This is a genomic window from Methylophilus luteus (assembly GCF_042676265.1).
In the GTDB taxonomy this organism is placed as follows: domain Bacteria; phylum Pseudomonadota; class Gammaproteobacteria; order Burkholderiales; family Methylophilaceae; genus Methylophilus; species Methylophilus luteus.
The window spans coordinates 259917-284352 of the sequence record NZ_JBHTKB010000003.1 but is presented as its reverse complement, the minus strand read 5'-3'; the positions used below and the strand labels follow the sequence as shown (position 1 = coordinate 284352).

The 24436-nt window shown below is 55.1% G+C and carries 18 protein-coding genes; 6 read left to right on the top strand and 12 right to left on the bottom strand.

Features of this window, described 5'->3' with window-relative positions; translation table 11 throughout:
- Positions 1-181: 181 nt before the first annotated feature.
- From ACFQ1Z_RS13645 to ACFQ1Z_RS13620, 6 genes are read right to left on the bottom strand one after another with little or no spacing between them, the layout of a single operon-like run.
- Positions 182-4216 (bottom strand): pilus assembly protein, encoded by a 4035-nt coding sequence (locus ACFQ1Z_RS13645; protein WP_379058621.1) that lies wholly within the window; start codon positions 4214-4216, stop codon positions 182-184.
- Between the two features lie 12 nt (positions 4217-4228).
- A complete protein-coding gene (locus ACFQ1Z_RS13640) occupies positions 4229-4918 on the bottom strand; it encodes a hypothetical protein (protein WP_379058618.1) in 690 nt (229 codons plus the stop codon).
- A complete protein-coding gene (locus tag ACFQ1Z_RS13635) occupies positions 4908-6047 on the bottom strand; it encodes a PilW family protein (RefSeq protein ID WP_379058615.1) in 1140 nt (379 codons plus the stop codon). The genes ACFQ1Z_RS13640 and ACFQ1Z_RS13635 overlap by 11 nt, the downstream gene beginning before the upstream one ends.
- A complete protein-coding gene (locus ACFQ1Z_RS13630; RefSeq protein WP_379058612.1) occupies positions 6044-6454 on the bottom strand; it encodes a type IV pilus modification PilV family protein in 411 nt (136 codons plus the stop codon). The genes ACFQ1Z_RS13635 and ACFQ1Z_RS13630 overlap by 4 nt, the downstream gene beginning before the upstream one ends.
- The gene (locus ACFQ1Z_RS13625; protein WP_379058609.1) at positions 6448-6957 is read right to left on the bottom strand and encodes a GspH/FimT family pseudopilin; all 510 of its coding nucleotides are present in this window, start codon (positions 6955-6957) and stop codon (positions 6448-6450) included. The genes ACFQ1Z_RS13630 and ACFQ1Z_RS13625 overlap by 7 nt, the downstream gene beginning before the upstream one ends.
- A gap of 2 nt (positions 6958-6959) precedes the next feature.
- Positions 6960-7373: a type IV pilin protein gene (locus ACFQ1Z_RS13620; RefSeq protein WP_379058606.1), complete on the bottom strand. Its 414-nt coding sequence runs from the start codon at positions 7371-7373 to the stop codon at positions 6960-6962.
- Positions 7374-7540: 167 nt separating this feature from the next.
- Between ACFQ1Z_RS13620 and lptM the strand changes: the two genes are divergently transcribed.
- Together lptM and lysA are read left to right on the top strand one after the other, a co-directional pair.
- A complete protein-coding gene (gene lptM, locus ACFQ1Z_RS13615) occupies positions 7541-7675 on the top strand; it encodes an LPS translocon maturation chaperone LptM (protein WP_379058604.1) in 135 nt (44 codons plus the stop codon).
- On the top strand, positions 7672-8916 hold the full coding sequence (gene lysA / locus ACFQ1Z_RS13610) for a diaminopimelate decarboxylase (protein ID WP_379058601.1): 1245 nt from the start codon (positions 7672-7674) through the stop codon (positions 8914-8916). Before lptM ends, lysA begins: the two co-directional genes overlap by 4 nt.
- Before the next feature lie 72 nt (positions 8917-8988).
- Here lysA and purU read toward each other — a convergent pair whose 3' ends face one another.
- The gene (purU, locus tag ACFQ1Z_RS13605; RefSeq protein WP_379058599.1) at positions 8989-9843 is read right to left on the bottom strand and encodes a formyltetrahydrofolate deformylase; all 855 of its coding nucleotides are present in this window, start codon (positions 9841-9843) and stop codon (positions 8989-8991) included.
- 106 nt (positions 9844-9949) lie between these two features.
- On the opposite strand from purU, the gene ispH reads away from it, so the two are divergent.
- On the top strand, positions 9950-10927 hold the full coding sequence (ispH, locus tag ACFQ1Z_RS13600) for a 4-hydroxy-3-methylbut-2-enyl diphosphate reductase (RefSeq protein WP_379058596.1): 978 nt from the start codon (positions 9950-9952) through the stop codon (positions 10925-10927).
- Between the two features lie 380 nt (positions 10928-11307).
- On the opposite strand, the gene ACFQ1Z_RS13595 is transcribed toward ispH, so the two are convergent.
- The 3 genes from ACFQ1Z_RS13595 to ACFQ1Z_RS13585 form a co-directional block, all read right to left on the bottom strand.
- Positions 11308-14400, bottom strand: a complete 3093-nt coding sequence (locus ACFQ1Z_RS13595; protein ID WP_379058593.1) for an efflux RND transporter permease subunit — start codon at positions 14398-14400, stop codon at positions 11308-11310.
- 67 nt (positions 14401-14467) lie between these two features.
- Positions 14468-15640, bottom strand: coding sequence for an efflux RND transporter periplasmic adaptor subunit (locus tag ACFQ1Z_RS13590; protein ID WP_379058590.1), 1173 nt, complete (start codon positions 15638-15640; stop codon positions 14468-14470).
- Complete coding sequence (locus ACFQ1Z_RS13585; protein WP_379058588.1) at positions 15637-16914, bottom strand: TolC family protein; 1278 nt, start codon at positions 16912-16914, stop codon at positions 15637-15639. The genes ACFQ1Z_RS13590 and ACFQ1Z_RS13585 overlap by 4 nt, the downstream gene beginning before the upstream one ends.
- A 201-nt stretch (positions 16915-17115) precedes the next feature.
- Here ACFQ1Z_RS13585 and nudB point away from each other — a divergent pair, with 201 nt between their 5' ends.
- The 3 genes from nudB (at position 17116) to ACFQ1Z_RS13570 (ending at position 19197) form a co-directional block, all read left to right on the top strand.
- On the top strand, positions 17116-17571 hold the full coding sequence (nudB, locus tag ACFQ1Z_RS13580; protein ID WP_379058920.1) for a dihydroneopterin triphosphate diphosphatase: 456 nt from the start codon (positions 17116-17118) through the stop codon (positions 17569-17571).
- A 100-nt stretch (positions 17572-17671) separates the two neighbouring features.
- Positions 17672-18769, top strand: coding sequence for a quinolinate synthase NadA (nadA, locus tag ACFQ1Z_RS13575; RefSeq protein WP_379058586.1), 1098 nt, complete (start codon positions 17672-17674; stop codon positions 18767-18769).
- Positions 18769-19197: an HIT family protein gene (locus tag ACFQ1Z_RS13570; protein ID WP_379058584.1), complete on the top strand. Its 429-nt coding sequence runs from the start codon at positions 18769-18771 to the stop codon at positions 19195-19197. Before nadA ends, ACFQ1Z_RS13570 begins: the two co-directional genes overlap by 1 nt.
- A gap of 999 nt (positions 19198-20196) precedes the next feature.
- On the opposite strand, the gene ACFQ1Z_RS13565 is transcribed toward ACFQ1Z_RS13570, so the two are convergent.
- Positions 20197-23268, bottom strand: coding sequence for an efflux RND transporter permease subunit (locus ACFQ1Z_RS13565; RefSeq protein WP_379058582.1), 3072 nt, complete (start codon positions 23266-23268; stop codon positions 20197-20199).
- 3 nt (positions 23269-23271) lie between these two features.
- The gene (locus tag ACFQ1Z_RS13560) at positions 23272-24435 is read right to left on the bottom strand and encodes an efflux RND transporter periplasmic adaptor subunit (protein WP_379058579.1); all 1164 of its coding nucleotides are present in this window, start codon (positions 24433-24435) and stop codon (positions 23272-23274) included.
- Between the last annotated feature and the right edge of the window lies 1 nt (position 24436).

The window sequence follows — 24436 nt, the reverse complement described above, 5'->3', positions numbered from 1 at the left end:
TTCCAGGAGCTATCGGTATTTATGCGCTGATTGGTATTGTTGTAGTGATTTGTGCGATTTTGTATGTGTTCGCCAAAAATGTGAAGTAACACCGCACTGTAAAAAGCCCCTCAATGAGCTGCTTGCTCACAGACCTGGTGTCTGACCCGCTGCAGGCAGTTCATCAGGGGCTTTTTATCGTCTAAGGGATAAGCTCACGCCAGCTTTGTTTGGTGCCATAGCTGAGATTCTTTCTTTGCCTGAATATCTCGTTGACGTTGCCCGGGTCAGTTCTACCTAGCACCTGGCCACCCATCTTGGTCTCGCTCGGTGTAGGCGAGTCGCTCAAAGTCGCCATAACATGCGGCACGCCCTTGCTGTCATAAACAATGTTAAAGCCTACCGCAGGCGCTGTCAGACGCTCGGAAACGATACCGCTAGGCAGTACCGAGCCGCCGGTCTTGTAGTTGAAATAATTGAACCAGCCATAACCGGCACCGCTACAGGCTTCACTGGTAGGCACCAGTGAAGGCATCAGCAGTACACCATTGATCAATAGCGGGTCCAGATTCACGCGCTCGCCGGCTGGGAAATCCAGCAACCAGCCAAAGCCGGTATCAAAGTTCACCTTGTTGGCAGAAAGCACCTTACGGTCACTGGTCATCGCTTGTGCCACTAACTGGCTGCGTGCTATGGCTGTGGACTGCCCGGCATCCTTAAAGCCATATACCGAGTTTTGCGGCGTATTGGTCAAGTCGGCGGGTTCGAGAAACTTGCCGGTACCGACCATGATGACTACGTTTTTATCGACTTTGCCCAACTCGGGGTTGGTAGTGATCTTTTGCGGATTACCCCCGCCGTCACGCAGGGTGGCGATCTTGGTGACCGCATTGGTATTGATATCAAAGCGCCATATATTGCCGTTCAGATCACCGCCATAGATTTTTACCGAAGTATTGTTCTCAAACATGCGTTCCACAAAATTGGATATTTTGGCCAGCCCGCTAGGGTTGGACGCACTGCCCTCTCCGGTAGAAAGCGTTTTCAGCTGTGTGCCGGTATAGGCATCCAGCACGTACAGATAACCGCCACCATCGCCCATAGGGCTATTATTGACGAAAGTACCGTCATTGAGTTTGCGCGCATAAGTGCCATTGTTGTAGCCGGAAGTCACCAGCACTACCCAGCGCCCATCCTGCATCTTGGTCACCACAGGGTTACCAAAGCTATAGCCCAGGTTGCTGTTAAAGCCGTTCTGGGTATGCATCTCCCATAGCAAGGTGGGGGATGTAGGGTTAGTCACATCGAGCGCGAAATAACCACGCCCGCCACCATTGAGACCTGAGACCAGAATGGTACGCCAGACTGCGCCACTGCCGTTGCAGCCAGAGATACAGACATCCCTCACCACCGGGCTGCCGTTCACATAGTTGGTATGGTAATTCGCGCCATATTCCTTATCGGCCAGGTTGGCCAGGTTGGCAATGGCAGGCGTAGGAATAAATGCCCACAGCTCATCGCCGGTATTGGCATTGAAAGCATGCAGCATGCCGTCATTCGCGCCTACGAATACTGCGGGCAAGCGCGTTTCCATAGAATTTTTATAGGCTTTATGGTTGGCATCCAGATAGGTGGCGTTGAGCACCCTGGAATATACCGGGGCCGATTGGGAGATATCACCCAGGGTGGCTTGCCGTTCGCGGAACAGTCGATTGGCCGCCACCGTGTTACCACTGTTATCCTCATAGGTTTTATTGCCGCGCAGGTAATCTACCAGTTTGTTGACCTTGGCAGCGTCGGCGATCTTGGGGTCAGAGGCAGGCAAACCTTGCATCTGGCTCAGTGCCAGATACCCATTGTTGAGTGCGGTTTTTTGCGTTGTGGATAAGTTATCGGCAGTAAAAGTCACCAGCGCATTATTCGAATTGAAGTAGATCTTGCGGCTGTTGCCGGCGACCTGGGATTGCAGGCGGCCGGTACAACTGCCGGAGATCTCCACATAGCAGGATGAAGATTCGCTGGTGCCCAGCACTGCGCCCAATATGCCGCCGGCGCTGTCGCATTTGGACTGGTCAGAGTTGGTGGCCTTGCAATAAATGGCGGTACTGCCATTACCGGTGATCCTGGTTTCAACCGAGGGCACGGCACACGCGGTCGAAGCCACACTCTCCACGCACCAGCCTGCGGTTTCAGAGGTGACCAGTGAGTTGATGTTCACCGTACGCGACTCCAGGTTACCGGTCCACTTGACCGTCTGGTAGCTCGCCACATATTGAAAGTTATCGCCATCGGTAGGTGCCAGGCTACTGGCTGCGGCTGCGGCACTCGCGCCTTGCACCGATTTGATCTCAGACAAGCCTTTGGCTAGCGACTCACGCAGCAGTTTGGGGTTACTCGCACTGTAATAGGTGCCGTTGGCGTTGACCGCCGCATGCCACAGATCATCGATACGCGTGCCATCTTCGTTGGCAGTCGGGTCGGGCCAGTTTTTAGCGCCAGAACTGATATCCTTGAAATCACCCATTGCCTGATTCTTGTAATCGTCGGTGTAGACCAGGGTACCGTCTATGCCCAGGCCCAGCGTCATGGTCACCATATTCTGCTTGGGGTAATCGTCGTTGGTACCACACACCGAAGAGCCCAGCGCACCGTTACAATTCGACAGGGTGGAGTCGCGGATATCGGTGTCGTAAAAATACTTGGTGACATCGGCCAGCGTATTTGACTTGCCGCTGCTGTCCAGTTGCGGCCTGGGCGTACTGCCGCCATCGAGGTTACCTATGGTGGTCGAGCCATTGATACGCACCGGGTTGGCGCTATCGTTCCAGTAACCATCGGTGGTCAGCAAAGTAAAGTTGGACTGACACGCATATTGCATGGGGTCATCATTGCCCAACGTCTTTTTGCCAGCAAAATGCCTGCCTACGCTGGATAAAGCCGTGCGTAACGGCGTGCCGCCGCTAGCGACCACTGCAAACAGCTTGTCATACCATAATTGCTTTTGCGTGCTGTTAAAAGGCGCGATCGCCAGATAGTTGGAGCCCGGGCTGTTGATGGTCACCAGGCCGACCCGATAACGCGCGTCCAGCGACTTGAATGCCTGGCTGGCCGCGGTTTTCATGGATTGCATGCGGGTGCGGTAATAGGCCCACCAGTTGGCGTAATTGATCATCTCTTCGTTATAGGTGCAGGTGGTGCCGGCACAATCGGAGCGGTCGCTGCCCTTGACTGTTTTACCCGGCGCGGCATAGTTTGCACCACTGCTGATGCCTACATACACCATGCTGCCAGGGATATCATTGGTCTGGTCTATGGTTAATTGCGCGCTGAACGTGCCGCCGGTCATGGTGACCTGGATAGGCGCGGCGGGATTTATCGGGTCGCCGGCCGGGGTGTCTATGGTCAATACATTGCTGCTGCGAGTGACCTTATTACCACTCACATTACAGTTACCGGTGTAACTGCTCTGGCATATCCTGCTCATCACATCTGAGGCCAGCGTGTTGTTATTGCCGTTGCTGGAGACGGTTTGCGACAGTATCTCCACATTATTGATCTTGATGCTTTGCACGGTGGCGACAGACGCTGTCCTGGTCAGGGTCAGTGTGTAAGTCGCGATCGGCTGGCGCAATGAGGTGTAGGTATTACTGTCATTCACTGTCGCACTGGCGTTGCGTATCTTCTGGCAGCGCTGTGAACCGGACAATGTGCGCCTGGCGGCGGCAGTACTGCTGTTGCACCAGCGGATATCGGCCGGGTAGGTATAAACACCGGTAGGCACTTTGGAAATCACGCAGCTGGTGAGGTTGGGGGTAGAACAATATTCGCCGGGTACAAAAGCATAATAAAAAGCATTGTTGCGCAGATCCGAAGTACCATTCTTGGTTCTGCCCTGCTCATCCACCTCATTGGCGACGGCACTGAAATTGGTCTGGTTGTTCATGCTCACGCCCTGGTAGGTCAGCGGCGGGCTATAAATCACTTCCGGGTCATAGTACTGGGTGTTGTAATCAGCGTTATCCCTGAGCCAGTCAGAAGATGAGTTGGCCCAGTCCGGCGAATAGTCCCAGCCCATACTGCCAGAGTTATCCAGCACGAACATCAGGTTAGGCTTGACATCCGAACTACCGGAAGTCTGCAACGGCATGGTCGCCAGATCGAGGAACTCAGCCCTGGCGATGCCTGACAACAGCAGGCACACCCATAGCAGCCTTTGTATCCAAAATGTGCTTTTCATCATTGCGCCTCTTTAATTGGAGATAAACGACTGCATGAAAGTTAAGGTATTTTTAGGCCCGGCGATGCGCAAGGTCAGGCGATACAGCGGTGAGCTGGATTTATCCGGGCAATCCTTCATTTTTGACATGTTGACATCGTTATATGAACCATCGTTACAGCCGCTGGCACTGGCCATCAGGCAGCGGCTGACGTCCAGCTTGGCCGAGCCGGCATTCACTTCAGCATTGCTGTAACTGCACATGCGCTCAACCACATAGCGTATCTCATTACCCTGGCGGTCTATCCCATTGCGTATCTCGTCGTTACCATCGGTCTGGCTAGGCACCAGGCTACTGTTGCTATTGTCCCAGGCCATGGTGGTGAGCCGGTTACCATCACAGATCAGCGCATTCGGCTGCGTATCGAACTGGCTGCAAGTAGCGTAATAACCTAGCTGCGGATAATGATTGATACTGTTGACCAGCGACACTTTTTTCGAGATGTTTTCGGTGATGCCTTCCAGCGCTACATTAGAAGTGGCGCTTGCGGTTTGACGGAACACCATATTGCCGGATAACAAGGCATTGGTATCTACACTGCGTATCAGGGCGACCGATGCGATAGACATGACGGCCAGCGCCAGCAAGGCAAAAAACAACACCAGCCCCTGTTGCCGGGTCTGCAGGCGTGCGCAGGCTGAGCTTAATGACTTATAAGGCATCGCGGTTCCATAGCAGGTTTCTGAGCGGGACGGTGATTTCATAAGTACGGTAGCGGTAACGATCCCAGTTAGCTATCTGGTTTAAATTGACATTGGCGGGTGTGGCATCGGTTTTCCAGATGCACACTTTATTCAGGCCGGGCGCGTTGCCGGTACACTGCTGGCTGACCGCCGCCTTTTGCAGATTGCCATCCCTGGCCACCACGGCGATACGGATGGCGCGTATGCTGTTGCGGGCTTCCAGGGTGATACCTGGTCCATAGTTACCGCTTGCATCTGTCCACTGGTCTACCCGGTTCAGCAGCAGTCCCTCAGAGTCCAGCGTAGTAGCGATACCATATTGCGCCTGCAGCGACACGATATCGCTGGCGACCGGCACGGCAACACTGTTGGGAAAAGGCGCAGAGCTCGCCGTACCACCGGTCCTGGTCAGTTCCTGTGCGTCATTCACGCTGTATTCATACTGGTTCCACGCCCCCAGGCACGAGAACTTCACCCAATCGACCCCGTTCAGATTGGTCACCGGGTTGGCGGTAGGCGCAGTATTCAGCTCAACCAGCGCATTGATAGTGCGGTCTGCATTCAATCTCTGTATGCGGGCCAGGCTACAGTTGGGCGCGACCTGTGATTGATGGAAAAGTACAATGTCATTCACCTGGCAACCTATCAGCTGGCCGACCAGGGCCGGATTAGTCATATTTCCGGTCGCCCGTACCGAGGCACCGCCACTGGACGGGTTGCCGTAGCGTATACGCACGATATCATTGCTGGCACCGCCCTCAACGATGACCAGCGGTGAAAGATTGATCAGCACCCCGGCCTGGTTGATAGAGGTATTGAGGGCGCAGCGCATAGGTGAAGGATCTGAGCTGTTATACATGGGCAGGCCAAAGCCGGCATTCTGCGCGTCGCGCTGCAGGTAATAGAGCGCCAGCACGCCACTGGACTGGGCATCGGCACCGCCGGAGATCACGCGTTTGCGCGCTTCAAACCCGCTGAACAGGTTGGTGATAGCCAGCGTGGCCACTAGGCCGATCAGCAAGCCTATCAGCAACTCGATCAGGCTCAGGCCTGCCTGTGGCCTGGCCAGTTTTTTCTGCTGTGGGTGGCTGTGAGATAGGCGCGTCATTCTGCAGTCACATCAAATAAATAACTGGAAGCATTCACCTGGTGAGGCGCGCCGCCTGGCACTTGCCAGCCTACGGTGACACTGACCATGCTGTTGGTGATAGGTGAAAAAGTCAGCGTGCCATTGGGCAACTCGGTTTTGATCGTTTCGCGGTTGACCTGGCTGATATAAGACGCTGCATCCCCGCCAAAGGCCATCATATTGGCCAGGTGGGTCTGCGCAATGAGCTGCGCCTCAGCACGGTAGCGATTATCACTGCTGTTTTTCATCATCGCCGTTTGCAAGCCCACCAGTGCCAGCACGCCCATACTGAAAATCACCAAGGCCACCAGTGATTCTATGAGCACGGAACCGCGCTGTGTTGGCTGGCGGCGCACGCTAGGTTTTCTGCTTAACGGGCTCAGCATGCGCGCACATCTCCTGCCTTCGCGGCGGGGTCACATAGTTTGCTATAGCCGCCGGCCGCCAGCAAAATGCGCAACGCCCGGCGTTCGTTGTCAGTCACCTGTGAATTACTGATATTAACCAGCGACAAGCCGTCCTGCACTGCAGGGTCGCGCGTGCCAAAACTGGTAAAAACAGCGGTGTTGTTATCCGCCACCACGCTGATATTGGCAGAAGAACCTTCAGTCGCACTTTTTTTGCTGATCACCGCCGGGCAAGTGGCGGTCACGGTTTGGCAGCCAAACTGCCAGCTGGAATCACGCTGCAGGATGAACCTGATATTGGCGTTACGCTTGATCGCTTCTGCCCTAGCTTGCTGCAGGCCATTCTTGATAGATTCGGCCACCGCCCTGATCTGCGAGTTGCCAATAGCGGTCTGGAAGGCAGGGATAGCCAGCATTGAAACCGACAGCATGACCACCACCGTCACTATCAGTTCGATCAAAGTGAATCCCCGTTGCTGCATGGCTAGCAACTACCTCCAGAAGTGGTTAACCAGCACGAGCTGCCAGTCGTACCATCGTATTTTGAGGTCTTGGCGTTATCCTGATTGACGGTGAACTCGAAATTTCCCATGTTCTGGGCAGATTTCCCAGTAGCTTTCAGGGTATAGGTGGTCGCGGTCTGGTTGTCTATCGAGTAATCAAAGAATTTGGTATCCGCCGGATTACAGGTAAAACCGACATAAGTGTAATTATCCTGGTAAAACTGCTCTGCCAGTACCCGGCAATTGGCCAGGTTGGACGGCGCTTCCACCGAATTGCCATTTTTGATGTAATCCTGATAGCCAGGGACGGCAATGCTGGCCAAGATGCCCAAAATGGCGACCACTACCATGACTTCGACCAGGCTGAACCCGTGTTGCATTGAGCTGCGCATCATATAGACACCTTTTTTACGATGCGCCCATCATGCGAACTGTACAGACGCATGTCCAGCACCGGCTGACCAGCGGCAATATTCAGCCGACAAGCGGTCAGCCACGCACGCCATCAAGCGCCTGCGGTTTAGTGATAAAATACAGCTCTGTTTAAATCGGACTGTGGATTATGCTTTCCTTCTGGACGCGACTATTAGCGCTAAGCCTGTTACTGGCTCAATTAAGCGCGTGCGGGCTCAAGGGTGATTTATATATCCCCGAACGCCAGTACCCTCAACCTCAACCAAAAACCCCTGCCCAGTGACTGCTTTCAATACCCAACATGGCCTGCTACATGCCGAAAATGTAGCCTTGCGTGATATCGCCGCACAACACCAGACCCCAACCTACGTTTACTCCAGAAGCGCGCTGACCGACACATTCCAGCGTTTTCAGGCCGGGTTGCTGGGGCATGATCACCTGATCTGTTTTGCTGTGAAAGCCAATCCCAGCCTGGCCATACTCAACCTGTTCGCCCGTCTGGGCGCCGGCTTTGACATAGTCTCCGGCGGAGAGCTGGCACGCGTGATCGCTGCCGGCGGTGACCCGAAAAAAGTGGTGTTTTCCGGCGTGGGCAAATCACACAGCGAGATCCGCGCTGCATTGCAAGCCGGCATCCTTTGCTTTAACGTGGAATCGATCAACGAATTACACCGCATTCAGCAAGTGGCCGCCGAAACCGGCAGCATCGCCCCGGTTTCATTGCGCGTGAACCCGAATGTAGATGCCAAGACCCACCCCTATATTTCCACCGGCCTCAAAAACAACAAATTCGGTGTCGCGTTTGAAGATGCGCTGGACCTGTACCAGCAAGCTGCCCAGATGCCGAATATCGCCGTGCATGGCGTCGATTGCCACATAGGCTCGCAGATCACCGAGTTATCGCCTTTTCTAGATGCGCTGGATAAAGTGCTGGGCCTGGTGGATGCCCTGGCGCAACGCAATATCCATATCCAGCACATCGATGTCGGTGGCGGCGTAGGCATCACCTACAGCGACGAGACCCCGCCCGATTTTGCTACTTATACCGCAGCCATCATGCAAAAACTGGCAGGCCGTGGCGTGAAAGTGCTGTTCGAGCCTGGCCGCGCCCTGGTTGGCAATGCCGGCATATTGCTGACCAAAGTTGAGTACTTAAAACCTGGCGAGAGCAAGAATTTTGCCATTGTCGATGCCGCCATGAACGACCTGATGCGCCCGGCGCTCTATGATGCCTACCACAACATCACCACCATTGCCGCCTCTGCAGCCCAGGCACAGATCTATGAAGTGGTAGGCCCGGTCTGCGAAAGCGGTGATTTTCTCGGCCATGACCGCCAGCTGGCGATAGCCGAAGGTGACTATCTGGCGATACACTCCGCCGGGGCCTATGGCATGAGCATGTCCAGCAACTACAACACGCGTGCACGCGCGGCAGAGCTGCTGGTCGATGGTGACCAGGTCCATGTGATACGCGAACGTGAGCAGATCGCCGACCTGTTTAAACTGGAACGCACCCTACCTTAGCACTACGGCTAGCATGCCCAATAAAAAACCGAAGCCTGAAGCTTCGGTTTTTTATTGCCGGTAGATGCTTATCTAGTCAAAGATCACCGTCTTGTTCGCATAGAGCAAAATACGGTGCTCTATATGCCAGCGCACCGCTTTAGACAATACGATACGCTCCAGGTCACGCCCCTTCTGGATCAGGTCTTCCACCTGGTCGCGGTGCGAGATGCGCGCCAGGTCCTGCTCAATGATAGGCCCTTCATCCAGCACCTCGGTGACGTAGTGGCTGGTGGCGCCTATCAGTTTCACGCCACGCTCGAATGCCCTGTGGTATGGGCGCGCGCCTATGAATGCCGGCAGGAAAGAATGGTGGATATTGATGATTCTTTGCGGGTACCTGGCCACAAACTCCGGTGACAATATCTGCATGTAACGCGCCAGCACGATCAGATCGATCTGGTAGCGATCGAACAGTGCGAATTGTTGCGCTTCGACCTCAGACTTGGTTTCCTTGGTCATGGGCAGATAATGGAAATCTATGCCATAGAACGCTGCCAGCTTTTCCGTGTCTCTGTGATTACTGATGATGAGCGGGATCTCACAGGCCAGCTCACCGCTATGATGTCTGTGCAGCAAGTCTGCCAGGCAATGGTCATATTGCGAGACCATGATGGCCATACGCGTTTTTTGCTCGGAAAGTTTCAATTGCCAGGTCATGGCAAAGCGCTGCGCAACCGGGCCAAATGCCTGCTCAAAATCAGCCACCGCGACGTTAAAATCACTGAGGTCCCACTCGACGCGCATTAAAAACAGATTATTTTCCGCATCCTGATGCTGGTCTGCGTGTAAAATATTGGCATTGTGCTCATACAAAAATTGCGCAATCGCCGCCACAATCCCTTTGGTATCCGGGCAGGTAATCAGCAAAGTAGCAGTGTTTTTCATAACTTTTGGCGGGTAACTGGCAACAAAACGCCGATTATACCTGATGCATGCTAGACCTTGGCATACACTGGCACAAATGCAGCAACCTCCTATACGGAATTGATTTATGCAAACAAATGACTCACCGAATATCGTCCTCGCCAACCCGCGCGGATTCTGCGCCGGGGTAGACCGCGCCATCATTATTGTCGAACAGGCGCTGGAAAAATTCGGCGCACCTATCTATGTGCGCAACGAAGTGGTGCATAACAAATTCGTGGTCGGCCAACTGCGCGAAAAAGGCGCCATCTTTGTCGATGAACTGGAAAAGATTCCGGCAGGCAATATCGTTATTTTCAGTGCGCATGGCGTTTCCAAAGCGGTGCGCGCAGAGGCAGAGTCACGTGGACTGACCGCTTTTGATGCGACCTGCCCGTTGGTGACCAAGGTGCATATCGAAGTCGCCAAAATGCGTAAAGAAGGCCTGGAGATCATCATGATAGGCCATAAAGGCCACCCGGAAGTCGAAGGCACCATGGGTCAATCCGAAGCCGGCGGCATGTACCTGGTAGAAACGCCGGAAGACGTGACCGCCCTGCAAGTGGCTGACCCGGAGAAACTGGCTTTTGTCACCCAGACCACGCTATCGGTTGACGATGCCACGCAAGTGATCAACGCATTAAAGACCCGTTTTCCGAATATCAAGGCGCCTAAAAGCGATGATATCTGCTATGCCACGCAAAACCGCCAGGATGCAGTGAAGATCATGGCCAGGGATTGCGACCTGGTGATCATCGTCGGCTCGCCTAACAGCTCCAACTCCAACCGCTTGCGTGAAGTAGCCAAAAACCAGGGCGTGGAAGCCTATATGGTGGATAACGCCAGCCTGCTGCAGCCGGAATGGTTAACAGGCAAAACAAAAATAGGGATCTCAGCCGGCGCTTCGGCGCCTGAGGTGCTGGTCAAGGAAGTGATCCAGGCCTTGCATGCCATGGGTGCAGCCCATGTCGAAGAACTGCAGGGTGTGGTTGAGAATGTGGTGTTCCAGCTGCCTAAGAACCTGGTCAACGCTGAAAAACGCCAGCAAAGCCCCACCAGCCCTTAAGCAGTCATAACTGCTGCTACCGCTTGCACCAGGTTTTGATGCGCTTCAGTGCGCTACTCTCAGCGTGACAGGCAAAAAAAAACCCAAACACTAAGGTCTGGGCTCAAGCAATATCCTCGGGAAAGGATAGTTAGGGTAAACATTGCTCATTGTTGTTATGCAATTTCTCAATCACAACGTTATTCTTGAGATGACTACGGCACTGATATCAACCTGCGATTAAATAATATATAAATCATATAGCACTTAACATGCCAGGCTGACTAAAGTCGCAAGCAATTGATTTTTATAACAAATTCAGGGAATCAAAAAATCAGCGCCCAAGCAGCGGCTGTTTTAAACCACCAGTTTGGTTTAACAAAACCAAACCGGCGGCTTGTTTAAGCTTTACGGCGGCGTTCGTCAGTGAACATGGGGAACAATAAAGGCAGCAGTAACAGCGTGAACAGCGTGGCTGTGATCAGGCCACCGACGATCACGACGGCGAATGGCCGTTGCGTTTCAGACCCTATGCCATGCGACAGTGCAGCCGGCATCAGGCCTATGCCCGCCATCAGTGCGGTCATCAGGATAGGGCGCAAGCGTGCCACCGCGCCTTCTATCACCGCTACGCTGGCAGGTTTGCCTTCGCGCATCAAATGCTTCATCTGCTCGACCATGATCACCCCGTTCTGCACCGAGATACCGGCCAGTGCGATAAAGCCTACCGCGGCAGAAACTGATAGATGAAGCCCGGCCACCGCCAGCCCGGCCAAACCACCCACCAGCGCGAACGGGATCATCAGCAACACCAGCAAAGCGTTTTTCACCGACTTGAATGCCCAGAACAGCAGCACAAAGATCAATAACACAGACAGCGGCACTATCACCATCAGGCGCTTCATCGCGCGCTGCTGGTTTTCAAATTGTCCGCCCCAGGTCATGCTGTAACCAGGCGGCAATTTGACACGCTCTTTGACTGTCTGCATGGCTTCCTGCACAAAGCTGCCCTGGTCGCGGTCGGTGATATTGGCCTTGATAGACACTATGCGCGAACCTGCTTCGCGACTGACGCGCGAGGCGCCCTGCTTGATGGTGACTTCGGCCACTTCGCTGAGCGGTATGCTGCCGGCGCCATTTGGCAGCGCGATCGGCAGCTCATCAATATCATCCACCGAGTCGCGATAAGATCTTTCCAGGCGCAAGGTGACATCAAAATGGCGGTCGCCATCATAAAAGGTATTGGCGGCATTGCCGGCCAGTGCGGTCTGTACCGTGTTGTTGACATCATCGACCAACAGGCCATAGCGGGCCAGCTGACTGCGGTTTAAAGTGATATCCAGCTCAGAGTTACCGGAGATCCTCACCGCCGCCACGTCGGTGGCACCGCGCACACTATTGATGGCATCCACTACTTCTGCCGCCTTTTGCTCGAGTATGCTCAGGTCACGGCCAAAGATCTTGACCGCGATCTCGCCTTTAACACCGGACAAGGCCTCTTCAACACTGTCTTGTATCACCTGCGAGAAATTGGTCGGAACGCCGGGAATTTCATGGATACGCCGTGAAATATCCTTGATCAGGCTTTCTTTATCGGCGAAATGCCATTCGCTATGCGGCTTGAGGTCGGCCAGGATCTCCATATGATATGGCCCTTTGGGGTCGGTGCCATCATCCGGGCGCCCGACGTGCGCCACCACCAGCCTGACTTCCTGGTAACTGTTGAGGATATGGCGTATATGGCGTTCGACTTCCTTGGTTTTTTCCAGACTGGCAGAGGGAGGTAGGTCCACCGTCAGCCAGATATTGCCTTCATCGAGTTTGGGCAAGAATTCTGAACCCAGCATGGGCGCGCACAACATCGCCAGCACCAGTACCGCCACTGACAGCAGCACCACCAGCTTTCTGGCGCTGGCGCTTTTGAGCAATACTTTGCGGTAGGCGTCCTGGATATTCTGCATCCAGGCACTATGTTTTTCTGCCATGTCCTCACGTTTCATGGTGTAGGAGAGCAAGGCGGGCACCAGGGTCAGGGTCAGCAAAATAGCACCGAGCAGGGCAAAGCTCAGGGTAAAGGCCATGGGTGAGAAGATCTTGCCTTCCACACGCTGGAAAGTGAAGATAGGCAGGAAAGCGGTGATGATGATGGCTTTGGAAAACAAGATAGGGTGACCCATATCGATCGCGGTATTTTTCAGGGTCTGCATGCGCCATGCCAGGCCGGAATGTGCCGGATTATTGTCAGTTTCTGCCACCGCCAGTCGCACCATCAGCGCCTCTACCAGCACCACCGCGCTGTCTATGATGATGCCGAAATCGACCGCGCCCAGCGAGATCAGGTTGGCAGACACCCCGCGGATATCCATCACGATAAACGCAAACAATAACGATAAGGGGATCACCGAAGCGACGATCAGAGCCGCGCGCCAGTTACGCAAGAAGATGATCAAAATGGCGACCACCAGCAGCGCGCCTACGATCAGGTTTTCTGAAACGGTATGCACAGTGTGGTCCACCAGCCCGGTACGGTCATAAAACGGTACTATCTTTACCCCGGCTGGCAGGGTCTGGTTGACCTGTTCCACCTTGTCACGCAGGGCGGCAATCACTTTGGCCGCATTCTGGCCCTTGGTCATCAGGATGATGCCTTCAATGATGTCGTCCTGCTGGTTGAATGACACTATGCCGGAGCGCGGCCGGTCGCCAACGGTGACTTCACCGAGATCGCCGATCAGGATAGGCTTGCCATCGCGGGTATCGACCACAGACTGCGCGATATCATCCACATTGCGATAAAGCCCTATGCCGCGCACCACCAGTGATTCGTCGCCCCTGTGCATGAGGCCGCCGCCGGCATTACTGCTGTTGTGGCTGACCGCCTGGTTGACCTGGTCTATGCTGACTGCGAATTTTTTGAGCAGATGCGGGTCCAGCTTGATCTGGTACTCTTTGACCGCGCCGCCGAAACTGGTGATATCGGCCACGCCAGGCACCATGCGCAGCTGCGGGATGATCTTCCAGTCCTGAATAGCACGTACCTCGCGCTGCGGCATGTCTTTTGGTGCTTCGACCAGGTAGCGGTAGATCTCGCCTACGGCGGTGGTCAGCGGCGCCAGGGTCGGTTGCAGGTCGTTAGGCAGGCTCACACCCTGCAAACGCTCCAGCACCTGCTGCCTGGCGAAATAATCGGCGGTGTTTTCGGCAAAGGTCAGCGTCACCACCGACAAACCGGTGATAGAAACCGAACGTATCTGCGTCAGACCCGGCACACCGCTCATGCCATGTTCTATCGGTAGCGAGACTACGCGCTCGACCTCTTCTGGCGCCATGCCAGGCGCTTGCGTCACTATCACCACGTGTACATCTTCCACGTCGGGGAAAGATTCAATCGGCAGGTTCTGCACCGCGAACCAGCCGAAGATCATGAGCACCACTGCGCCTATCAGCAGAAACACGCGCTGTTGCAGAGAGAAAGTGATTAACCCTTTTAACATGTCTGGCTTTCAATGCACCGGCGCATGCCGCACCGGACTTTGGTTGAAGATGGCGTGACTGGCAACGTTATTTATTGACCGAAAGATCGGAGTTCAGCAGGATGGCGCCGCCAGTGACTACCCGTTCGCCAGCCTGCAAGCCTTGCTTGACCGTGGCATACTCCCGGCGCTGCACATCCAGCGTGACCGCCCGCTTTCTGAAATGCAGCGGCCGCTCTTCAACAAACACGTAGCTATACAGGCCTTCGGTGATCAGCGCGCTATTGGGCAGGCGTATGACCTTATGCCGGCTGTTATCCAGCGGCGTGATACGCGCATACATTTCTGGCTTGAGTTTGCCTTTACTCTCGATCACGCAGCGCACCGGGATACGCCTGGTGCTGGTATCCACCATCACGCCTATGGTTTTCACCTCGCCGCTGAACACCTCATCCGGGTAGGCATCGACCTGCACACTGACTTTCTGCCCCTGGCTGATGCGGCTTAGATCGCGTTCCGGCAAATCAATACTGGCCCACAGATTGGTAGGGTCAGTCACGATAAACAAAGGGTCAGCGGCATCCGGCCTGATCTCGCTACCCGGGTTGATCTTGCGGTCTACCACCGTGCCGCTGATAGGCGAGCGTAAGGCATAATTATCATTGCCGGCAGTGGAAACACCCAGGTTTCTAAGCCGCGCTGTCGCGCGGTCTGATTCGGCACGCGCCAGCGAAAAATCCGCTTGCGAGGTCTCGACTTCTTTTTTGGCGAGCACGCCGCCTTCCATCAACATGCGGTTGCGGTCCAGCACCTGTTGTTTACGCTGCAGATCGACTTGTGCCTTGCGCGCGTCGGCCACGGCACCGCCCACATCCGGCGAATCCATCACCAGCAAGGCCTGCCCGGCTTTGACCTGGTCACCCACCTGCGCCTTGATCGCCATGGCACGGCCGGCAACCGGTGAAAAAACGCGTGCAGTACGGTTCTCGTCGAGCACTATCTTGCCATTGAGCGGCTCAGTCACCGGCACCGGGATCTCGGTCACCGCTTCTACCTTTAAACTTGCGACCTGTGGTGAGCCGGCAGTGAGCACGATCTCGTTGGCCATGCGCGCGGTCGCTGCATTTTTCTCGGCAGCATGTGCGGCGTGGACTGAAAACACCAGGCCGGCCAGCAGCACCAGCCCGCCAGCCAATTGATGCTTGGTCGCATTCAGGATTAAGGGTAAACGCATCTGGGTCAGGGTGGTTTTCATGGTCATGGTGTATTAAAAACTTGATGGGTGGCGGCCAGCCAGGCAAACAGAGACTTGGCATAATCGGCTTTGACACTGGCTGCTTCCAGCTGCAGGGCGCGCAGGATACGCCTGGCATCCAGCAGGTCCATCACGCTCATGGCACCGTGCTGATAGGCGAACTCGGCGGCGTCTGAGGCCTTTTGGGCCTCAGTTAAGATATTCTGGTCAAAGCGGCGGTTTTTATCTATGGCCGCTTCCAGGTCGGCTTTGGCGCTGCGCATTTCTGCCAGTGCAGCTGCCTTGACCTGCTCTCTGGCATCGTTAGCGGCGTTGTAATCCACTTCGGCACGTGCCGCTTCGCCTTCATACTGGTAGTTGGTAAACAATGGGATACTCACCGTGGCACCTACGGTGTCTGGCCCGGACCCAGGCTCTTGCCCGGGGAAATGCTGGTAAGCCAGTGACCAAGTCAGATCTCTGGTTTTGAGCGATTCGGCCAGCTTTCTGGCCTCCTGCGCCTGCTGCATGCGCACCTCGGCCGCCCTGATATCTGAACGCTCGGTCAACCAGCTGTCGCCCTCATGCACGGCGGATTCCGCACCTGGCGTAGGCCATGGGTCGGCCACATACAGCGCGGCCGCATCCTGATCCCTACCGATCAGATATGCCAGCAGCGCCTGGGCTTTCTGCAGGCCCGCCTGCGCCTGGCGCAAGTCATTCTTGCCGCGCAAGGCATCTACGCGTATGCGCGCCACATCAGCCGAAGCGACATCGCCGGCCTTGAGTCTAAACTCGGCCGCCTGCAGGGTCTTGTCATACAAGTCTACATTCAGTTGCTGGACCTCCACCGTCTCTTGCGCCAGCTTGAGGTCATAATAAGCGGTTGCCATGGCCAGCGCCTGCTTGCGATACGTCTCTTTCAAATCGAATTCAGACGCTTTGACCGCACTCTCAGCGACCGAAGTGCGCAACTCGCGTTTATTGCCGCGTTCGTATAGCTGGCTGACTTGTAGCGTGGAGTTATAGGTTTTGTCCCAGAGGCCGTTGTTACCATTCTGGTTGTTATTACCCTGGCCACGGTTGAGGTTAAGGCTGGAAACACCGACAGACAACACCGGGTTGGGACGCTGGCCGGCGATCAGGGTATCTGCCTCGGCGGATTGCAGCGAGCGTCTGGCGGCCAGCAACTCGCGGCTATAGCCGGCAAACAGCTGCTCGGCCTGTGGCAGCGTCAGATGATTTAGCGGGATAGTTTGTAAATCGGGGGCGGCGGCATTCTCTGCATAAACAGGTAGCATCCACACCGCTAGCAACACACAGCAAACAAACCTTGATTGACGCCACAGCATTGAAGAGACCCTTTATGAGCTAGCCGTTATTTTGCGTTCATAATACCGCCTATCGCTTACGACAATCTTTCAAAAAAACAGCCTTTCGCATGGCAATTGTGACGACAACAAGCATAGACAATAACCGCCCATTTCATGGACAATGTCCGCATGACCCAGCCTTACAAAACCCCGGTTTCCGCCCTAGTCCTGATACACACGCCTGAGCTGCAGATATTGTTACTGGAACGTGCCGATAAAGCCGGCTACTGGCAATCTGTCACCGGCAGCCTAGAAGGTGATGAGACCCCGGCGCAAGCAGCCGTGCGCGAAGTAAGAGAAGAAACCGGGCTAGATGCGCTGGCCTATGATTTCCAGGACTGGCAGGCCAGCAATGTTTACCAGATCTACCCGCACTGGCGCCATCGTTATGCGCCCGGTGTGGTTGAAAATACCGAGCATCTGTTTGGTTTATGCGTGCCTACTAGGTTAGCGGTGACACTGGCTGCGGACGAACATGTGCGTTATGAATGGCTGGACTGGCGCCAAGCTGCCAAAAAAGTATTTAGCTGGACTAACGTAGACGCCTTGAAAAAACTGGGGGAGCGCCACCATCTAGTGTTATAAACACCTTATATGATTCGGATTTATCCGATTGGGATAAATCGTGATCGGCTGTAAAATACCATTTTTATGAAAGCCGGGCTGGGCCCGACATCTGAAAAGCATGCAAACTGCCACCATACAATTTGAGAAATTCCAAACCGCGCAAGACGACGATTGTCAGGCGCGTATCCTGGCTGCACGCAAAAAACTGGGCAAGCGCCTGGTGATACTCGGCCACCACTACCAGCATGAAAGCGTGTACCGCCATGCCGATTTCTCGGGCGACTCGCTCAAGCTCTCAAAATATTGCGACAGCTTGGATGCCGAATACATCGTTTTCCTCGGCGTGCACTTTATGGCCGAAGTGGCTGATATCCTGAGCCGCCCCGAGCAGATCGTAGTGTTACCCGACCTGGCTGCCGGTTGTTCAATGGCGGATATGGCCAACCTGGCCAAGGTAGAACGCAGTTACCGCGAGCTGAGCAAAGTACTGGACTTTGACCAGACCATCACCCCGGTCACCTACATCAACTCTGCTGCCGACCTGAAAGCATTTTGCGGCGAGCATGGCGGCATCGTCTGCACCAGCACCAACGCACCCAAGATCCTGGAATGGGGCTTTAGCCAGCGCGAAAAGATACTGTTCTTCCCCGACCAGCACCTGGGTCGCTGGAGTGGCTACAAAATGGGTATCCCGCTGGAGCAAATGCCGGTGTGGGACCCTGATTTACCGATGGGCGGCCTGACTGAACAGCAGATCAGGGATGCGAAGATCCTGCTGTGGAAAGGTCATTGCTCTGTACACCAGATGTTCCGCAAACAGAATATCGACCAATTCCGCGCCCAGCACCCGGATGGCAAAGTCATTTCACACCCTGAAACCGCGTTCGAAGTGTGTATCAACTCTGACTACGTCGGCTCCACCGAATATATACTGCGCACCGTCAGCGAAGCCGAGCCCGGCACTAAATGGCTGGTCGGCACCGAACTCAATTTGGTCACCCGCCTGGCCGAAGAGATGAAACCGCAGAACAAACTGGTGCAGTTCATGAGCCACGTCGTCTGCGAATGCTCGACCATGGCCCGTATCGACCCGCAACACCTGGCCTGGTGCCTGGAAAATCTGGCAGAAGGTAATGTCGTCAATCAGATCAAAGTACCGGAACATGAAGCCAAACTGGCTAAATTGTCGCTGGACAGAATGCTGGCGGTCTCCTGATGTCCAGCTGTGCGCTGTGTGAGCCATCGCCACAGGATATCCTGTGGCAGGATGACTTCTGCCGCGTAGTGTTACTCAATGATGCAGATTACCCGGCCTACTGCCGGGTTGAATTAGCAGCGCATATCAAAGAAATGACCGACCTGCCCCCGGCAGACCGCGCACGCACTATGCGCGTGGTGTTTGCGGTAGAGGCAGCACTGCGGGAAACCATACAGCCGGACAAGATCAACCTGGCCAGTTTAGGCAATAAGACACCACATGTGCATTGGCATGTGATTCCACGATTCGAGAGTGACAAGCACTTTCCGGATAGTCACTGGGCAGCGCCAGTAAGGGATTCCGAAGTGCAGGCACTGAGCAAGGATCTTAGGGATCAATTGCAGAGGGTGGTAGCGGAGCGGGTGGAATGTGCACTTGAGGGTTAGGTAGATTTTTGCAATCTACGTTGCTGTAATCTACGTTTTTTCACCACGTTTTTATAGTGCTCCTTTTCTCGTTACTTTTCTTGCTTGCTAAAACTGGCTGATTCCGCAGAGTGAGTGAGGCATTTTCTGTGAAGTTCTAATCGATATTTCTTTGGAAGTTCTGTGTTCTGTTTTAGCGTTTTCTTTCGCCTCTAGGCGAGTTACTTTTCTTTGCTTGCCCAAAGAAAACGTAACCAAAAGAAATGCACCCTAGCATCCGCTTGTTTCCTGCGTTGCTCAATTTAGGACTTTCGTCCGTTGCTTTGCCGGACTTAGGCATAAGCGCTCGCGAAACTCGCCCTGACAAGCCACACACCCCGTGGCTTGTTGCGGAACTCAGACAGTCGCTCCCTTCCTCCTTATTTTGACTCCGCTACTCGGCGCGTCAGATAGGGGCCCAAAGTCAACACCACCACGTTAAAACGTTAGTTAAACAGTTGCGGATTATGGGCGCTTAGCAATTGTGTAAAAGACCAACCCGCCAACTATCTTTCTGCTTTGCTTTTGATTTTCTTTGGTTATTTTGCGCTGGTCGAGCGGGAAACGATGCGAGAAATACCCATCTCACTAACCGCGTAGTGTCTTTCCGGGTCCCCTATCTGACGCGCCGAGTAGCGCAGTCAGCGTGGGAGGGGTCGGCCAGCGTCTGTTCGAGTTCCGCGGTGGCTTGCGCAGTGTGCAAGCCGCTAGGGCGAGTTTCGTTGGACGCCCACGCTGACGAGCAACGCAGGGAAAAAGCGGATGCTAGGGTGCCCTTTCTTTTGGTTACATTTTCTTTGGGCAAGCAAAGAAAAGTAACTCGCCTAGTGGCGAAAAGCACCCGTCCAACAGAGAAGCACTAGCAGCCCCCTACCTACGAAAAGCGGCCTTCCAATCATCCAAAGAAATACCGATTAGCGCTTCCATTAATTCGCGCTAAACTTAAACACCCTACCGCGCCCTACCAACCCAACACCCCACCTAGGCATGCCTCCTAGCCAATCTCCCCACTCCCCGCAACCACCCCAACAAATCATCCACATAGGTATACAACACCGGAATCACCAACAGGCTCAACACCGTTGAAGTGATCAAGCCACCTATCACCGTGATCGCCATAGGTGCCCTAAAGCTCGGGTCTGCACTCCAGCCCAAGGCGATAGGCATCATGCCCGCCGCCATGGCGATGGTGGTCATCACGATAGGTCGTGCGCGTTTATGGCAACCATCAATAATCGCGTCAAAACGGCTGATTTTGGATTGCTTACGCGCCATGATGGTGTATTCCACCAGCAGAATAGAGTTTTTGGTCACTACCCCCATTAGCATCAGCAGGCCGATCACGCTAGGCATGGAGAAACTGTTATGCGTCACCAGCAACGCAAAAAATGCGCCGCCCAGCGATAACGGCAATGCGCCCAGGATAGTCACCGGTTGCAGGAAGTCGCCGAACAACAGCACCAGCACCACATAGATGCACATGATGCCTATGACCATGGCGCCACCAAAGCTGCTGAACAGTTCATTCATGCGTTTGGCATCGCCGGCTTCCAGCTGCTTGACGCTGGGTGGCAAGTTCTGCATGGCGGATAGCTGTTGCACTTCGCGCATGACTTCGCCTATCTGGCGTTTATTCAGCTCTATATCAAAGGTGACGTTGCGCATGCGGTCCATGCGGTCTATCTGCTGCGGCCCGCTACCCATGCGCACGGTGGCGACGGTTTCCAGGCTGACGCTGCCGTTGCGGGCAGGCACCCGCAGCTGTGCGATCTCCTGCAGGCTGCTGCGCACGCTGGGGCCCAGGCGCACACGTATGGGCACCTGGCGTTGCGGCAGGTTGAGCTTGGGCATGCTGTTGGAGAAATCGCCCGAGGTGGCGACGCGTATCACCTGCGCGATCGCTTCTACAGTGACGCCCAGTTCGGCCGCTTTATCCACGTCGGGGATGATCTGCACTTCTGGCCGTTGCAGGCTGGCGCTGGAGGTGATATTGCCCAGGCCGTTGATGGTGCGCAACTGCTGCGCCACTTGCTGGCTGGCACTTAGCAGTGCCACCGGGTCATCGCTGGCCAGCGTGACTTGCAGGCGCTCACCAGACTCGCCGGAGCCGACCGAGACGCGTGCGCCGGGCAGGCTTTTCAGACGCTCGCGCAGATCTGCCTCTATCTCTGATTGTTTCAGTTTGCGCTCGCTACGCTCGGTCAGGCTGATGATCAGGCTGCCTTTGCGCACATCGGTCGTACTTTCGGCGGCGTGTGGGCCGCCACCGCCAGTGCTGGCTGCCCCTGCCGCGCTAAACACGGCTTTCACTTCCGGGTGTTGCCTGACGATACGTTCAGCCTCATCGACCAGTCTACGCGTTTGCGCCAATGGCGTGCCTGGCTGTAACTCTATATTGACCTTGGTCTGGCTGCTGTCGGATGAAGGCACAAAGCCTTTGGGCAGCAGGGGCATCAGGCTCATGGAGCCGACGATAAACAGTACAAAGCCCAGCACTACGGTTTTACGGTGCCCCAGGCACCAGGCTACCCAGCGCAGGTACACGCGCATGGTGGTTGAAGTCTGCTCTTCTTTGACCGGATGCGGTTTGAGCAGGTAGGCCGACATCATGGGTGTCAGCAAGCGCGCCACTATCAGTGAGCAGGTGATGGCGATGGCAGCCGTGATACCGAACTGTTTGAAAAACTTGCCGGGTATGCCGCCCATAAACGCAGTCGGCAGAAAGATGGCCACCAGCGTAAATGTAGTGGCTATCACGGCGAAACCGATCTCGTCGGCGGCTTCCATCGCCGCCTGGTACGGCGTTTTGCCCATGCGCAGATGGCGCACTATATTCTCTATCTCGACGATGGCGTCATCGACCAGTATACCGACCACCAGCGCCAGCGCCAGCAGGGTCAGCAGGTTGAGCGAAAAGCCGAAATACTGCATAAAGGCAAAGGTGGGGATCATAGACAGCGGCAAAGCCACCGAGGCGATGATGGTCGCGCGCCAGTCGCGCAAAAACCACCACACCACCAGCACCGCCAACAGCGCGCCTTCATACAGCAGTTGCATGGAGCCCTTGTAGTTATCCTCCACCGGCTTGACCATATTAAAGGCTTCGACGATCTTGACCTGCGGATGCAGTTGCTCGAATTTGGCCAGTGCCTCGCGCACATGTTTGGCGACCGTGACTTCACTGGTGCCTTTGCTGCGCGTGATTTCAAAGCGTATGACTTCTTTGTCATCGTAGCTGGCATAGGTGCTGCGCTCGGCATAAGTGTCCAGCACCTGGGCCACTTGTGACAGCTTGATATGGCGGCCATCACTGATAGGAATATCCATATTGCGGACTTCATCCGCGCTATGCAGCGCGCCCAGTGTGCGTACTGACTGGATATTGTCACCGATATCGCCGCGGCCACCCGAGGCGTCCTGCTGCACGCGCTTGAGCTGGGCCGACACATCGCTGACATTCACCCCCAGCCCCGACATCAGGGTAGGGTCAAGATTGACCTGCACTTCGCGGTCTACGCCGCCGGTACGGCTGATCTTGCCAACGCCGGTCACCGACAGCATGGCCTTGCTGATCTCGTTGTCTACAAACCATGACAACTCGCCCTCATCCATGTTATCGGCCGAAACCACATAGGTGAGAATGGCGCTGCCGGTGGTGGTCAGTTTGGAGACGGTAGGCGTGGTCACTGCCGCCGGCAGCTCCGAACGGGCGCTGTCTACCGCATTGCGCACCAGGTTGAGCGCTTCTTCACTATTGGTATCTATGGTGAATTGCACGCTGATGCTGACGCCACCATCGGTGATAACGCTGGACATATGCTCAATGCCGCCTATGGTGGCGATCTTGTCTTCCAGTTTGCGTGCCACCTCGGTTTCCAGCTGCGGTGGCGCCGCGCCTTCCAGTGTGGCGCTGACCATGATCACCGGCAGTTCTATATCGGGGAAGTTCTGCTTGCCTAACTGGTTGAGCGACCGGACCCCGAGAAAGGTCAGCACCACAAACAGCAGGATAGCCGGAACCGGATTACGGATGGACCAGGCCGAAAAATTCATTAATTAAGCTCCGCTTTTGCCGGTGGTGATGACTTTTACGGTATCGCCATCATTGAGGAAAGCGCCACCGCTGAGCACCAGCCGGGTGCCGGCTTCAACCCCACTCAACAGTTCTATCTGCTCTTCAAACGTGCGGCCGGTCTGCACTTTGCGCTGGGTGATGCGGCTCATGCCCTCTGCATTGCTGGCGCCCAGCACAAACACATAGGCAAAACCATCGCGGTAAGTGACGGCACTGAGCGGCACAGACAGGCCACGCTGCTGGCCTATATCTATCTTGCCCTGCACATACATGCCGGGTTTGGCGCTGTTTTTAGGGATATCGACATACACCAGCGCATTACGCGTGTTGTTATCCACCACCGGCGAGATCAGGCGCACTTTTCCGGCGACGCTTTTGCCGCCCGGCAGCGTCAGACTGACGGTTTGCCCGGTGTGCAAGGCTGCCTGCTGGTCAGCATTCACTTCGCCGCGCCATTCGATACGGCCTTGGCGTATCAATTTGAACAGTTCGGTGCCTGAGGAAACCACATTGCCAAGGTTGGCCGAGCGCTCAGACACCACACCATCATCCGGCGCCACCACTTTGGTCTGACGCATGCGTATCCTCTGGTTTTCCAGCTCGGCTTCGGACAGGGCCAGATTGGCCCTGGCAGTTTGCAGGGCGATCACGTATTCATTGATCTTCTGCGCGGATAATGCGCCACTGTCCTTGATCTCATTGGCACGGTCGGCATTGCTCTTGGCTTCGGCCAGGCCGGCTTTGTCTTTTTCTACGGTCGCCAGTTGCTTTTGCAAGTCGGCTTTGACTGTTTCATCCGCCAGCAGCACTAAAGGCTGGCCTTTGCTGACCTGCGCGCCCACCTCTACCAGCACCTGCTGTATACGCAGGCCGGAGATCTCGGCACTGACCTGCGCCTCCTGCCAGGGGTAGATACTGCCGTTCAGCACCAGTGTCATCGGCCATTGCACTGTGGCCGGGCTGGTCGCTTCAACGCTCAAGGTGGCTTTAGCCGCCTGGGCCGTGGCATTAGCACCGGCACGGTTACCGCGTTTTTCAGCCAGCTCTGCCTGGTGCAGCGGGTGTAGCATGAACCATACGCTCACCGCTACCAGCACGGCGGCAATGATCAGGAATTTTGCTTTTTTTGAGAGTCCTCTCGCCATG

Bases quoted from the DNA above. Each gene is read 5' to 3' on its own strand.
- ACFQ1Z_RS13645 (WP_379058621.1), bottom strand. From the start codon at position 4,216: ATGAAAAGCACATTTTGGATACAAAGGCTGCTATGGGTGTGCCTGCTG.
- ACFQ1Z_RS13640 (WP_379058618.1), bottom strand. From the start codon at position 4,918: ATGCCTTATAAGTCATTAAGCTCAGCCTGCGCACGCCTGCAGACCCGG.
- ACFQ1Z_RS13635 (WP_379058615.1), bottom strand. From the start codon at position 6,047: ATGACGCGCCTATCTCACAGCCACCCACAGCAGAAAAAACTGGCCAGG.
- ACFQ1Z_RS13630 (WP_379058612.1), bottom strand. From the start codon at position 6,454: ATGCTGAGCCCGTTAAGCAGAAAACCTAGCGTGCGCCGCCAGCCAACA.
- ACFQ1Z_RS13625 (WP_379058609.1), bottom strand. From the start codon at position 6,957: ATGCAGCAACGGGGATTCACTTTGATCGAACTGATAGTGACGGTGGTG.
- ACFQ1Z_RS13620 (WP_379058606.1), bottom strand. From the start codon at position 7,373: ATGATGCGCAGCTCAATGCAACACGGGTTCAGCCTGGTCGAAGTCATG.
- lptM (WP_379058604.1), top strand. From the start codon at position 7,541: ATGCTTTCCTTCTGGACGCGACTATTAGCGCTAAGCCTGTTACTGGCT.
- purU (WP_379058599.1), bottom strand. From the start codon at position 9,843: ATGAAAAACACTGCTACTTTGCTGATTACCTGCCCGGATACCAAAGGG.
- ispH (WP_379058596.1), top strand. From the start codon at position 9,950: ATGCAAACAAATGACTCACCGAATATCGTCCTCGCCAACCCGCGCGGA.
- ACFQ1Z_RS13595 (WP_379058593.1), bottom strand. From the start codon at position 14,400: ATGTTAAAAGGGTTAATCACTTTCTCTCTGCAACAGCGCGTGTTTCTG.
- ACFQ1Z_RS13590 (WP_379058590.1), bottom strand. From the start codon at position 15,640: ATGACCATGAAAACCACCCTGACCCAGATGCGTTTACCCTTAATCCTG.
- ACFQ1Z_RS13585 (WP_379058588.1), bottom strand. From the start codon at position 16,914: ATGCTACCTGTTTATGCAGAGAATGCCGCCGCCCCCGATTTACAAACT.
- nudB (WP_379058920.1), top strand. From the start codon at position 17,116: ATGACCCAGCCTTACAAAACCCCGGTTTCCGCCCTAGTCCTGATACAC.
- nadA (WP_379058586.1), top strand. From the start codon at position 17,672: ATGCAAACTGCCACCATACAATTTGAGAAATTCCAAACCGCGCAAGAC.
- ACFQ1Z_RS13570 (WP_379058584.1), top strand. From the start codon at position 18,769: ATGTCCAGCTGTGCGCTGTGTGAGCCATCGCCACAGGATATCCTGTGG.
- ACFQ1Z_RS13565 (WP_379058582.1), bottom strand. From the start codon at position 23,268: ATGAATTTTTCGGCCTGGTCCATCCGTAATCCGGTTCCGGCTATCCTG.
- ACFQ1Z_RS13560 (WP_379058579.1), bottom strand. From the start codon at position 24,435: ATGGCGAGAGGACTCTCAAAAAAAGCAAAATTCCTGATCATTGCCGCC.